General features: G+C 67.4%; 13 protein-coding genes. 7 read left to right on the top strand and 6 right to left on the bottom strand.

Annotated features, from left to right (window positions below):
• Nucleotides 1-4: 4 nt before the first annotated feature.
• The 5 genes from AVS7_RS12900 to def are packed head-to-tail and all read right to left on the bottom strand — an operon-like array spanning nucleotide 5 to nucleotide 3,036.
• Entirely contained in the window at nucleotides 5-340 is a 336-nt protein-coding gene (locus tag AVS7_RS12900; protein ID WP_020228818.1) for an AzlD domain-containing protein, read from the bottom strand.
• Nucleotides 337-1,086, bottom strand: coding sequence for an AzlC family ABC transporter permease (locus tag AVS7_RS12895; protein ID WP_020228817.1), 750 nt, complete (start codon nucleotides 1,084-1,086; stop codon nucleotides 337-339). Before AVS7_RS12895 ends, AVS7_RS12900 begins: the two co-directional genes overlap by 4 nt.
• On the bottom strand, nucleotides 1,083-2,045 hold the full coding sequence (gene fmt / locus AVS7_RS12890; protein WP_020228816.1) for a methionyl-tRNA formyltransferase: 963 nt from the start codon (nucleotides 2,043-2,045) through the stop codon (nucleotides 1,083-1,085). The genes AVS7_RS12895 and fmt overlap by 4 nt, the downstream gene beginning before the upstream one ends.
• Nucleotides 2,042-2,527 carry a hypothetical protein gene (locus AVS7_RS12885; RefSeq protein ID WP_020228815.1) on the bottom strand — a complete coding sequence of 162 codons (486 nt, stop codon included), beginning with the start codon at nucleotides 2,525-2,527 and terminating at the stop codon, nucleotides 2,042-2,044. The genes fmt and AVS7_RS12885 overlap by 4 nt, the downstream gene beginning before the upstream one ends.
• On the bottom strand, nucleotides 2,524-3,036 hold the full coding sequence (def, locus tag AVS7_RS12880; RefSeq protein WP_020228814.1) for a peptide deformylase: 513 nt from the start codon (nucleotides 3,034-3,036) through the stop codon (nucleotides 2,524-2,526). The genes AVS7_RS12885 and def overlap by 4 nt, the downstream gene beginning before the upstream one ends.
• Before the next feature lie 202 nt (nucleotides 3,037-3,238).
• Here def and AVS7_RS12875 point away from each other — a divergent pair, with 202 nt between their 5' ends.
• Both AVS7_RS12875 and dprA read left to right on the top strand, forming a co-directional pair.
• On the top strand, nucleotides 3,239-4,438 hold the full coding sequence (locus AVS7_RS12875; protein ID WP_020228813.1) for a LysM peptidoglycan-binding domain-containing protein: 1,200 nt from the start codon (nucleotides 3,239-3,241) through the stop codon (nucleotides 4,436-4,438).
• A 19-nt stretch (nucleotides 4,439-4,457) separates the two neighbouring features.
• Nucleotides 4,458-5,618 carry a DNA-processing protein DprA gene (dprA, locus tag AVS7_RS12870; protein ID WP_020228812.1) on the top strand — a complete coding sequence of 387 codons (1,161 nt, stop codon included), beginning with the start codon at nucleotides 4,458-4,460 and terminating at the stop codon, nucleotides 5,616-5,618.
• A gap of 95 nt (nucleotides 5,619-5,713) precedes the next feature.
• On the opposite strand, the gene argC is transcribed toward dprA, so the two are convergent.
• Nucleotides 5,714-6,625, bottom strand: coding sequence for an N-acetyl-gamma-glutamyl-phosphate reductase (gene argC, locus AVS7_RS12865; protein ID WP_020228811.1), 912 nt, complete (start codon nucleotides 6,623-6,625; stop codon nucleotides 5,714-5,716).
• Between the two features lie 151 nt (nucleotides 6,626-6,776).
• Between argC and sucC the strand changes: the two genes are divergently transcribed.
• The 5 genes from sucC (at nucleotide 6,777) to AVS7_RS12840 (ending at nucleotide 12,123) form a co-directional block, all read left to right on the top strand.
• Complete coding sequence (sucC, locus tag AVS7_RS12860; protein ID WP_020228810.1) at nucleotides 6,777-7,937, top strand: ADP-forming succinate--CoA ligase subunit beta; 1,161 nt, start codon at nucleotides 6,777-6,779, stop codon at nucleotides 7,935-7,937.
• Between the two features lie 17 nt (nucleotides 7,938-7,954).
• Nucleotides 7,955-8,848 carry a succinate--CoA ligase subunit alpha gene (gene sucD, locus AVS7_RS12855; protein ID WP_020228809.1) on the top strand — a complete coding sequence of 298 codons (894 nt, stop codon included), beginning with the start codon at nucleotides 7,955-7,957 and terminating at the stop codon, nucleotides 8,846-8,848.
• A gap of 152 nt (nucleotides 8,849-9,000) precedes the next feature.
• The gene (locus AVS7_RS12850; protein ID WP_020228808.1) at nucleotides 9,001-9,684 is read left to right on the top strand and encodes a TerC family protein; all 684 of its coding nucleotides are present in this window, start codon (nucleotides 9,001-9,003) and stop codon (nucleotides 9,682-9,684) included.
• A 376-nt stretch (nucleotides 9,685-10,060) separates the two neighbouring features.
• Complete coding sequence (locus AVS7_RS12845; RefSeq protein ID WP_020228807.1) at nucleotides 10,061-11,320, top strand: serine/threonine-protein kinase; 1,260 nt, start codon at nucleotides 10,061-10,063, stop codon at nucleotides 11,318-11,320.
• Nucleotides 11,317-12,123 (top strand): Stp1/IreP family PP2C-type Ser/Thr phosphatase, encoded by an 807-nt coding sequence (locus tag AVS7_RS12840; protein ID WP_024001514.1) that lies wholly within the window; start codon nucleotides 11,317-11,319, stop codon nucleotides 12,121-12,123. Before AVS7_RS12845 ends, AVS7_RS12840 begins: the two co-directional genes overlap by 4 nt.
• Nucleotides 12,124-12,161 lie beyond the last annotated feature (38 nt).

Here is a 12,161-nt window from a genome sequence, read left to right as displayed (position 1 = left end):
CCGCTCACCAGCCCAGGCCGATGTGCAGAGGAAGGTACACCGCCATGCCCACGACGATGGTCCCCAGGATGCCCCGGCGCCAGAAGTAGTAGCCGGCGGCGCAGGCCACGGCGGGGATGCGCGCGTCGGCCAGCGTCTGGATCAGCGCGCCCTGGCTCATGAGCAGCTCCGGCGCGATCACGGCCGCCAGGGCGGCCAGCGGCGCGTATTTGAGGCCCCGGCGCAGCCAGTCGGGCATGGGCAGGTCGCGCTCGGGAATCATGAAGAACGCCCGCGTGAGCACGGTGAGCACCGCCAGGCCCAGGATGGCGGCGGCGGGGTAGAGCCAGTCCCAACTCACGCGCCGCCTCCCGGCGTGTGCGCGCGGGCGCGGCGCAGCGAGCGCTCGGCGGCCTCGGCCAGCAGGCCCGCCGCCACGGCCGCGGCGATGGCCACCAGGATGTTGAGCTTGAGCGGCAGCGCGAAGGTGGCGATGGCCGCCGTGGCGGCCACCAGGGTGGACAGCCAGGTGGCACGGTCCGACAGCATGGACAGCAGGATGCCCAGCAGCGCCAGCACGCCCGCGAAGCCCAGGCCCCACGACAGCGGGATCACGTTGGCCAGCAGGATGCCGATGATGGAGGGCACCTGCCACGCCAGCCAGTTGGACGACGCCGCGCCCCAGAAATAGGGCAGCTGCTCGGGCTGCGATTCCAGCTTGGGGAAGCGCTTCATGAAGCCCACGAAGATCACGTCGCCGCTGAAGTAGCCCAGCGCCAGCCGCTGCTTGCGCGGCAGGTAGGCGAAGTAGCTGCGCCACATGCTGCTGAAGATCACGAAGCGCAGGTTCACGCAGGCGGCCGTGAGCCAGATCACCCACAGCGGAGCGCCCGCCGCCATGAGCGGCAGCACGGCCAGCTGCGCGCTGCCGGCATATACCACCAGCGACATGAAGATGGCCAGGGGCGCGGACAGGCCGGTCTTGACCATGGCCACGCCCGTGACCAGGCCCCAGGCGGCGATGCCCAGGCTGGTGCCCAGCATGTCGCCCACGCCCGTGCGGAACCACGGGTCGCGCAGCCAGCCGCGCAGCGTGTGCAGGTTCATCCCAGCACCTGGCCGGGCTGCAGGGGAAACCCGCGCAGGAAGTCCGCAGCCGCCAGGCGCTTGCCTCCGGCACGCTGCAGCACGGTCAGGCGCAGCGCCGTGCCTTCGCCGCAGGCCACGGTGATGCCATCGTCGTCTATATGCAAAATCTGGCCTTCGCGCTTGTCCAGCAAGCGCGGGCAGCTATCGATTTCGCAGCGCCATACCTTGATGGCGTCTGTGCCCAGGGCGGTGGATGCGCCAGGGAACGGGTCGAACGCGCGCACGCGCCGGGCGATCCGCGCCGCGTCCTGTCGCCAGTCGATGCTGCTCTCGGCCTTCTCGATCTTGTGCGCGTAGGTCACGCCCTCGGCGGGCTGCGGCGTGGCGGCGAGGCCGCCGTGCGCGGCCTGCTCCAGCGCCTGCACGATGAGCTGCCCGCCCATCTCGGCCAGCCGGTCGTGCAGCGTGGCTGTGGTGTCGGCGGGGGCGATGGCGGTCTTTTCCACGAGCAGCATGTCGCCCGTGTCCAGGCCGGCGTCCATCTGCATGATGGTCACGCCCGTCCCGGCGTCGCCGGCCTCGATGGCGCGGTGGATGGGCGCCGCGCCGCGCCAGCGCGGCAACAGGCTGGCGTGGATGTTGAGGCAGCCCAGGCGCGGGGCGTCGAGCACCCATTGCGGCAGGATCAGCCCGTAGGCGGCGACCACCATCGCGTCGGCCCCGGCGGCAACGATGGCGGCCTGCGCGGCGGCGGCCTCATCGGGGTACTTGCCGTCCAGGCGCAGGCTGCGCGGCTGGGCGACGGCGATGCCGTGCTCCAGCGCGCACTGCTTGACGGGCGAGGCCTGCAGCTTCATGCCGCGGCCGGCGGGCCGGTCGGGCTGGGTCAGCACCAGGGGAACGGTGAAGCCGGCGGCCAGGAGCCGCTCCAGGGCCACGCGCGCGAAATCGGGCGTGCCCGCGAAAATGACGTTCATCGTGCCGGGTCCCGGTCGAAAGTGCGTTCGTCGGTGAACATGACGCGGCGCACCACGCCGGCCGGGTCGATGTGCACGTGGGCCTGGCGCGGGATGCCGTGTTCGAGGATGCGGTAGGTCCAGACGTCGCCCGTGAAGCGGGCCACGTGCTCCACGAGCGCGGGCGGACCGAAGCGCTGCAGCACGCTGGTGCGCGTGTCCTCGCCGTTGCGCAAGGACTGGAACGCCTCCAGCGTGAGCGCCTGCGTGACGCGTGCGAGGCGCTGCTGCGCGTCGAAGTCCAGGTGGTAGACCTGCTGCCCGGCGGGCTGGCGGCTGTAGACCAGGCGCTCGCCGCCGCCTGCGAGCGGCACCGCGAGCGTGGGGCGGCCCATGGCGCGTTCCACCTCGGCGCGGGGCGTGCCGGGCGCCTGCCACTCGGGCACGGCGCAACCCGCCACCAGCACGGTGGCCAGCATCAGGCTGGCCAGGCTCCTGGTCATGCGCGCTCGGCCTGCTTCTGCTGCTTGAGCAGCTTGGTCTTGATGCGGTTGCGCTTGAGCGGCGAGAGGTATTCGACGAACACCTTGCCCATCAGGTGGTCCATCTCATGCTGGATGCACACGGCCAGCAGGCCCTCGGCCTCGATCGTGCGGGGCTGGCCTTCGCGGTCCAGCGCGCGCACGTGCACGGCCGTCGAGCGTTCCACGCCGTCGTAGATGCCTGGCACGGACAGGCACCCTTCGTCGCCCACCTGCTTTTCATCGCTGGCCCAGGTGATCTCGGGGTTGATGAGAACCAATGGCGTATCGCGCTCCTCGGACACGTCGATCACCACGATGCGCTCGTGCACGTCCACCTGCGTGGCGGCCAGGCCGATGCCGTTGGCGTCGTACATGGTGGCGAGCATGTCGTCCAGCACGGCGCGCACGCGGTCGTCCACCGCTTTCACGGGCTGGGCCACCTTGTGCAGGCGCGGATCGGGGTAACAGAGAATGGGGAGAATGGCCATGGCAGAGCGCTGAATATGTCGCTATTTTCGCCACTTTTGCCGGGGCTTGCAGTAGGCGAGAGCAATAATCGTTGCCGAATCAAGGGCTTGAGCACAGAATCTCAAATGGTTTGTAACGTAGTGCGGCAGTTTCTTTTGTAAATCAATTAACTGCGCTGCCAGCGAGAGGGGCGTCTTTCACATGCATGACAAGAGGAACAATATGACGGCAGCCGCCCGCGTGCGCGCCACGGCCTTCAGCACGCTGGCCGTGCTGGCGGGGGCCCTGGCGGCCGGGGCGGTGCAGGCGCAGAACTATCCCATCACGCCCGCGCAGCGCGCCACGGCGCAGCAGGTGGCCTCGCGCGGCGTCCCCTTGTCCGAGCTGGCGCCCAATGCGCCCGACACCTACGTGGTCCAGCGCGGCGACACGCTCTGGGGCATTTCCGGCATGTACCTCAAGCGCCCCTGGCGCTGGCCCGAGCTGTGGGGCATGAACCTGCAGTCCATTCCCAATCCGCACCTGATCTTTCCCGGCCAGACGCTGTATCTGGAGAAGGACGGCGGCTACGCGCGCCTGCGCACCAGCCCCGGCGGTAGCGGCGACGAGACGGTGCGCATTTCGCCCCGCACACGTTCGGACAGTCTGGTGGGTACGGCGCTGCCCACCCTCAAGCCGCACCTGATCGAGCCTTTCCTCGTGCAGCCGCTGGTGGTGGACGAGTTGACGCTGGAGCAGGCGCCTCGCATCGTCGCCACGCGCGACGAGCGCGTGATCATGGGCAATGGCGACCGCGCCTATGTGCGCGGCGCGCAGGGCCATCCGCTGGAACTGGAGCCCGGCGTCCCGCGCCAATACCGCGTGTTCCGCAACGCCGTGGCCTTGAAGGACCCTGTGACGGGCGAAGTCCTGGGCTATGAGGCGCAGTACGTGGGCCGCGCAGAGCTGGTGCGCAGCGAAACAACTGCAGCGGCACCGGACGATGCCTCCCGCGTGGAGGTCGTGCCTGCCACGGTCGACCTGAGCGGTGCCAAGGAAGAAATCCGTTTGGGCGACCGCCTGTTGCCCGCGCCGCGGCGCGGCTTCGTCAACTATGTGCCGCGCGCGCCGCGGGAAGAAGTTGACGCGCGCGTGGTGTCACTCTACGGCAGCAATACCGTGTCCAACGCGGCGCAGAACCAGGTCATTACGATCAACCGCGGCACAGCCGACGGCATGGAGGCGGGCCACGTGCTGACGCTGCTGACCAAGGAGGAGCGCGTGCGCGACAAGACCGACAGCGAGCGCGCCATGATCCGCCTGCCCAGCGAGGCCAACGGCCTGGCGATGGTGTTCCTCACCTTCGACCGCGTGTCCTACGCGCTGATCCTGCAGTCGCAGCGGCCCGTGCAGGTGGGCGACCGGCTGGTCAATCCCGAATAATTTCCGCACGGCCTGGGGCATGCAGCGCGACGAACTCGCGGCCTGGCTGCGGCTGACCTTGGCCCCCGGAGTGGGCAACGGTGCGGCGCGCCGCCTGCTGGCCGCCTTCGGCCTGCCGCAGCGGATCTTCGCCCAGGACGAGCAGGCCTGGCAGGCCTGCGTGAGCGCCGCGCAGGCGCGCGCGCTGGCCACGCCGGCGCCGGAGCTGGACGCCCTGCTGGAGCGCACCTGGCAATGGCTGCAGGAGGGGCGCACGCCCGCCGAGGGTCAGGCCGCGCGCGCCATCGTCACGCTGGGCGACGCCGCCTACCCGCCGGCCCTGCTGGCCACGGAAGATCCGCCGCTGCTGCTCTACCTGCTGGGCGCGCCGCGCTGCGTGCAGGCGCCGCATGCGTTCGCGCCTGCGGGCTGCCTGGCGATGGTGGGCAGCCGCAACCCCACGGCCCAGGGCGTGGAGCATGCGCGGCAGTTCGCGCGGGCGCTGCGCGGTGCGGGCCTGTGCATCGTCTCCGGGCTGGCGCTGGGGGTCGATGCGGCCGCGCACGAGGGCGCGCTGCTGGATGCGGCCGAACCCGATCCGGCCACGCCCGCCACCATCGCCGTCGTCGGCACGGGGCTGGACCGGGTCTATCCGTCCCGCAACCGGGAACTGGCGCACCGCATCGCGCGTCACGGGCTGGTGGTCAGTGAATACCCGTTGGGCACGCCGCCGCTGCCGGCCAACTTTCCCAAGCGCAACCGCATCATCTCGGGCCTGTCGCAAGGCACGTTGGTGGTGGAGGCGGCGCTCGCCTCCGGCTCGCTGATCACCGCGCGCCTGGCGGCGGAGCAGGGGCGCGAGGTGTTCGCCATTCCCGGCTCCGTCCACGCGCCGCAGTCGCGCGGCTGCCATGCGCTGATCCGCCAGGGTGCGAAGCTGGTGGAAACCGCGCAGGACGTGCTGGAAGAGCTGCGCCTGCCGCCCGCGACGCCCGTGCCGGTCCCGCAGGAGCAGGCGCCACAGGCGCACGGCGACGCCGTGCTGCAGGCGCTGGGCTTCGACCCCATGGGGCTGGACGCACTGGGCGCGCGCACCGGCATGGACGCCGCCGCGCTGCAGGTGCGCCTGCTGGAACTGGAGCTGGACGGCCAAGTGGCGCGCCTGCCGGGCGGCTTGTTCCAGCGGATGGGGCGTGCTTGAAAAAGTGAGCGGCTTGCGCTTGCTACACAAGGGTTTCAGGTTATTTTCGCGCTGAAACCCTTTGCTGAAAAGCGCGACCAGCTATGGTTTTTGCGTTACAGCCCCAGCATCAGCTTGAGGTTCTGCACCGCAGCGCCGCTGGCACCCTTGCCCAGGTTGTCCAGGCGCGCCACGGCCACGGCCTGGCCCGCGTCCTCGTTGCCGAACACGCGGATCTCCAGCTGGTTGGTGTTCTTCAGCGCGACCGCGTCCAGCTTGCCCGATGCGGGCGCCTCTTCCACCGTGACCCATTCGCTGCCTGCGTAGTGCTGCGCATAGATGTCCTGCAGCCTGGCGAGCGTGGGACGGCCGGGCAGCAGATCCAGATGCAGCGGCAGCTCGACCAGCATGCCCTGGTCGAAATTGCCCACGGCGGGCATGAAGATGGGCCGGCGTGTGAGCCGGCCGTAGCGCACGATCTCTGGCAGGTGCTTGTGCTGCAGGCCCAGCGCATACAGCTCGTAGGCCGGTGCGCCGCCCGCTTCGTACGCCTCGATCATCTGGCGGCCGCCGCCCGAGTAGCCGCTGACGGCGGGCAGGGTCACGGGGTAGTCCGGCGGCAGCACGCCCGCATCGACCAGCGGACGCAGCAGGGCGATCGCGCCCGTGGAATAGCAGCCGGGGTTGGCCACGCGTTCGGCCTGCTGCACGGCGGCGCGCTGATCGCGCGACAGCTCGGGAAAACCGAAGGTCCAGCCCTCGGCCACGCGGTGGGCGGTGCTGGCGTCGATGATGCGGGGCTTCTTGCCAGGCAGGCTGTCGATGAGCGCCACGGACTCGCGCGCGGCGTCGTCGTGCAGGCACAGGATGACCAGGTCCACGCCGGCCATCAGGGCGCGCTTGGCGTCGGCATCCTTGCGCAGCTCGGGCGCGATGCTGACCAGCTCGACCTGCGGCATGGCCTGCAGGCGCTCGCGAATCTGCAGGCCCGTGGTGCCTGCCTCGCCATCGATAAAGACCTTGGGCATGGGGTGCTCCTCTTCGCTAGTACGTAATGGCCGCCATGGATATGGTGCGCCGCAGCATGATACATTTACCGGCTGCCAGTCCCGAGCCTGCGGTCAGCTTGAGCGTTTCGGCGGCAACGGGTCAACCCATCCTTCCCCTGAGAGAGACCTCATGAAGATTCACGAATACCAAGGCAAGGAAATCTTGCGCAGTTTTGGTGTGCCCGTTCCGCGCGGCATTCCCGCTTTCACGGTGCAGGAAGCCGTGGAAGCCGCTCAGAAGCTCGGCGGCCCCGTGTGGGTCGTGAAGGCCCAGATCCACGCCGGCGGCCGCGGCAAGGGCGGCGGCGTGAAGGTGGCCAAGACCATCGACGACGTCAAGAAGCTGGCCGGCGAGATCCTGGGCATGCAGCTCAAGACCCACCAGACCGGCCCCGAAGGCCAGAAGGTGCGCCGCCTGTACATCGAAGACGGCGCCGACATCAAGAACGAACTCTACATCTCGCTCGTCACCGACCGCGCCACGCAGAAGGTCGCCCTGATCGCGTCGAGCGAAGGCGGCATGGACATCGAGGAAGTGGCCCACTCCACGCCCGAGAAGATCATCACCGAGATGATCGACCCGCTCACCGGCATCACCGCCGACCAGTCCAAGAAGGTCGCTGCGGCCATCGGCCTGACGGGCGCTTCGGTGGACCAGGCCGTGGACCTGTTCGCCAAGCTCTACAAGTGCTACATGGACACGGACGCGTCGCTGGTCGAGATCAACCCGCTGAACTGCGACTCCAAGGGCAACCTGACCGCGCTGGACGCCAAGTTCAACTTCGACTCCAACGCCCTGTTCCGCCATCCCGAGATCGTGGCCCTGCGCGACCTGGACGAGGAAGACCCCGCTGAAATCGAGGCCTCCAAGTTCGACCTGGCCTACATCAGCCTGGACGGCAACATCGGCTGCCTGGTGAACGGCGCCGGCCTGGCCATGGCGACGATGGACACCATCAAGTTGTTCGGCGGCGAGCCGGCCAACTTCCTCGACGTGGGCGGCGGCGCCACCCCCGAGAAGGTGACCGAAGCCTTCAAGATCATGCTCAAGAACCCCAAGGTCAAGGGCATCCTGGTCAACATCTTCGGCGGCATCATGAAGTGCGACACCATCGCCACCGGCGTCATCACCGCCTGCAAGGCCGTGAACCTGCAGGTGCCGCTGGTCGTGCGCATGAAGGGCACGAACGAAGAGCTGGGCAAGAAGATGCTGGCCGAATCCGGCCTGCCCATCATCAGCGCCGACACCATGGCCGAAGCGGCCACGCAGATCGTCGAAGCCGTCCGTTAAGCCCTGGAGAGCAGAACATGTCGATTTACATCAACAAAGACACCAAGGTCATCACCCAGGGCATCACCGGCAAGACCGGCCAGTTCCACACGGAAAAGTGCCAGGAATACGCGAACGGCAAGAACTGCTTCGTCGCCGGCGTGAACCCCAAGAAGGCGGGCGAGTCGATCTTCAACATTCCGATCTACGCATCGGTGAAGGACGCCGCCAAGGAAACCGGTGCCACCGTTTCCGTGATCTACGTGCCGCCCGCGGGCGCCGCCGCCGCGATCTGGGAAGCCGTGGAAGCCGACCTTGACCTGGCCATCTGCATCACCGAAGGCATCCCCGTGCGCGACATGCTCGAAGTGCGCAACAAGATGAAGGCCAAGGAAGCCGCCGGCGGCAAGAAGACCCTGCTGCTGGGCCCCAACTGCCCCGGCCTGATCACGCCCGACGAGATCAAGATCGGCATCATGCCCGGCCACATCCACAAGAAGGGCCGCGTGGGCGTGGTGTCGCGCTCCGGCACGCTGACCTATGAAGCCGTGGCACAGCTCACCGAGCTGGGCATCGGCCAGTCGAGCGCCGTGGGCATCGGCGGCGACCCGATCAACGGCCTCAAGCACATCGACGTGATGAAGGCCTTCAACGACGATCCCGACACCGACGCCGTCATCATGATCGGCGAGATCGGCGGCCCCGACGAGGCCGAAGCCGCCCGCTGGTGCAAGGAGCACATGAAGAAGCCCGTGGTCGGCTTCATCGCCGGTGTCACCGCGCCTCCCGGCAAGCGCATGGGCCACGCCGGCGCGCTGATCTCCGGCGGTGCCGACACGGCCGACGCCAAGCTGGCCATCATGGAAGAGTGCGGTTTCACCATCACCCGCAACCCGTCCGAGATGGGCCGCCTGCTCAAGGGCCTGCTGTAATCCCACCGCCGCCCGGGCGCCAGCGCCCGGGTTACGCAGAATTACGCACGCGCGAGAGGGCCTGCCCTCTCTACACTGTCGGTTCCAACACAAAAGAAACGCCAGCTTGGACATCCAGGCTGGCGTTTTCGATTCATAACACTGGAGCCATCATGGAGTACCTGAGCAATGCCGATTTCTGGATCGGCCTGGTGAAGATCGTCTGGATCAACATCATTCTTTCCGGCGACAACGCCGTCGTCATCGCCCTGGCAGCACGCTCGCTGCCTCCCGAGCAGCAGAAGAAGGCCGTCATGTTCGGCTCCGGCGCGGCCGTGGTGCTGCGCATTGTGCTCACTGTCGTGGCCGCCAAGCTGCTGGAGCTGTCCTTCCTGCAGATCGTGGGCGGCCTGCTGCTGCTGTGGATCGGCTACCAGCTGCTGACCGGCGAGGAAGACGAGGACGGCGAATCCAAGGGCACCGGCACCATGTTCGCTGCCATCCGTACCATCCTGATCGCAGATCTCGTGATGAGCCTGGACAACGTGATCGCCGTTGCCGCCACCGCCCAGGGCGACATGCTGCTGCTGATCCTGGGCCTGGCCATCAGCATTCCGCTGGTCATCTTCGGCTCCACGCTCATGATCAAGCTCATGGACCGCTTCCCCGTCATCGTCACGCTGGGCGCGGCCCTGATCGGCTGGGTGGGCGGTGAAACCATCGTGCACGACAACGTGCTGCACGACTACGCCATCGGCCACCCCTGGCTGCACTATGTGGCGGCTGCGGCCGGTGCGGTCCTGGTTGTGGCGGTGGGCAAATGGATGAATTCCCGCGGCGAAGTCCAGCGGGCGTAATGCACTTCGCGCGTCAGCGGATGGCGTGACAAAAATGGTAGATTGACGCCGATCCCCGGCCGTTTCAGGGGTGCGCGCGCCTCGGCGCGTGAATTGCTAGCCAGGCAGGTTTTCCAACAGCTCGGCGGTCGGTGCAATGGCCAAGACAAGGGCTCTTTCGCAGAAAGTGCGTCCAGGGTGGGGGTGGGCCTTGGCAGCCGCTTGCCTGTTCGTATTGGCGGGAGGGCTGCTGCTGTGGCTGGAATGGCGTTGGGCGTTGCTGGGATGCGTACTGGCGTCGTGCCTGCTGGGCGCATGGGCCTCCAGCCAGCGGAAGGCCGGGCAACGTCCATCGTCCCGTGGTGCTGCGGCGTATGCGAGGCGGTACCAGCGAGGCATGGCCTTGCAGGAACAAGGGCAGTTGGAAGAGGCGTTCGGCCTCTTTCGCCATCTGCCGACATCCCCTGAACTGCTGCAGAGCTTGTGCATGCTGGCAGGAGGCTTCGAGCGCCAGCGGGACCTGGGCAAGGCCCGCAAGGTGTTCAAGCATGTGCTCCAGCGCGATGCGAATCACGAAGCAGCCAGGACAGGCCATCAGCGTGTCAAGGATATCCAGCACGCCCTGCGTGCCCTTCAAGCACCGGCGGTGCAAGCCCTGCCGAGCGGCGGTTCAGCACTGCTTCCGCGCCTGGGCCCTTACCAACCGGAGTGCATCCTGGGTCGAGGCGCGATGGGGGCGGTCTACCTCGCACGCGATCCTGCGACAGGGCAGGAGCTCGCCCTCAAGACTCTGTCGCTGGGCCAGGAGTTCGAAGGCGCCGCGCTGGACGAGGCGCGCCAGCGGTTCTTTCGCGAGGCCGCCGCAGCGGGTCGTTTGCAGCATTCGTGCATCGTGCGCATCCACGACAGTGGCGACGCGCAGGGCGTGGCCTACATCGCCATGGAGCGGCTGCAGGGGCAGGACCTGTCCGCTGCCTGTGCGCCGGGCCGCTTGCTGCCGGTGTGGCAAGTGTTGGGTATCGCTGCTCGCATTGCCCAGGCGCTGCACTATGCCCATGCGCACCAGGTGATCCACCGTGACATCAAGCCCGCCAACATCATGTTCGATGCAGCGACGGACACGGTCAAAGTCATGGATTTCGGTATCGCCCGCATCACCGATGGTCACAAGACCCGCACGGGCCTGGTACTGGGCACACCCAGCTTCATGCCGCCCGAGCAATTGATGGGACAAGCCGTGGATGGGCGTTCCGACCTGTATGCGTTGGGCGTCACCTTGTTCCAATTGCTCACGGGCACTCTGCCACTGCGGGGGCGCACCATGGCAGAGCTGATGCAGCGCATCGTCCACGAGCCCGCTCCCAACCTGCGCGACGTGCGCCCGGAATTGCCGCCGGCTCTGGCGGCCATCGTTGCGCGCTTGCTGGCCAAGGAGTGCGAGGACCGGTATGCGACCGGCGCCGAGCTGGCGCAGGATCTGCGCGCCTGCGAAACGTACTTGCCTGAACAGATAACCCGTGGAGCAGCCGAAAGCCTCGTCTATGATGCGAATTCCGATGCACCGGGCGATGCCATGGCCGATTTCCAGCAGACGATCATGGACCCGTCCTCCCCACCCGGCCCCTCATCGCGCGGCAGGTTTTCGGATGTTCTATGAAAGCTCTGCCCCAGTTGAGTTACGAGTTCCACGCATTGACCGACACCGGGCGCGTGCGCTCGAACAATGAAGATGCGGTAGCCATCGACGCATCGGCCCAACTGGCCATCCTGGCCGATGGCATGGGCGGCTACAACGCCGGCGAGGTGGCCAGCGGCATGGCCACGACCTACATCGGTACGGAGATGGTCCGCTGGCTGCAGGAGCAAGGCACGAATGCCGATGCTGCCGACGTGCGCCGGGCCATGGAGGCCTGCGTGGACAACGCCAATCATGCCATTCTGGGTGCATCGCTGGCCAACCCTCAATACATGGGCATGGGCACCACCTTGGTCGTTGCTGTGTTCCTTGGTGACCGCCTGATCCTGGGCCACGTAGGCGACTCGCGCTGCTACCGGCTGCGCGCAGGCGTACTGAAGCAGATCACGCGGGACCACTCCTGGCTGCAGGAGCAGATCGACGCGGGCCTTCTAACCCCAGAGGAGGCTGCGAGATCAGGCCAGCGCAACCTTGTCACGCGAGCGTTGGGCGTGGAAGGCACGGTGCACATCGAGGTCAACGAATTCGCGGTGGAGCAGCAGGACCTGTTCATCCTGTGTTCGGACGGTCTGACCGATATGGTGAATGACGATGACCTTGCCGCCATTGCCCGCCAAGCCATTCCATTGAAGGACAAGGCACAGCGCATGATCGACTTGGCCAATGCCCTGGGCGGGCGCGACAACATCAGCGTGCTGCTCGTGCGGACATCTGCGCCCGGTGGAAAACGCGGACTGATGTCCCGGCTGCTTCGCGCGCCGTGAGCCTGAAACTTGCTTTTGTTTCCGAATAATTGGCTGCA

This window comes from Acidovorax sp. MR-S7, assembly GCF_000400995.2.
In the GTDB taxonomy this organism is placed as follows: domain Bacteria; phylum Pseudomonadota; class Gammaproteobacteria; order Burkholderiales; family Burkholderiaceae_C; genus MR-S7.
This window is presented reverse-complemented; position numbering and strand designations above follow the sequence as displayed.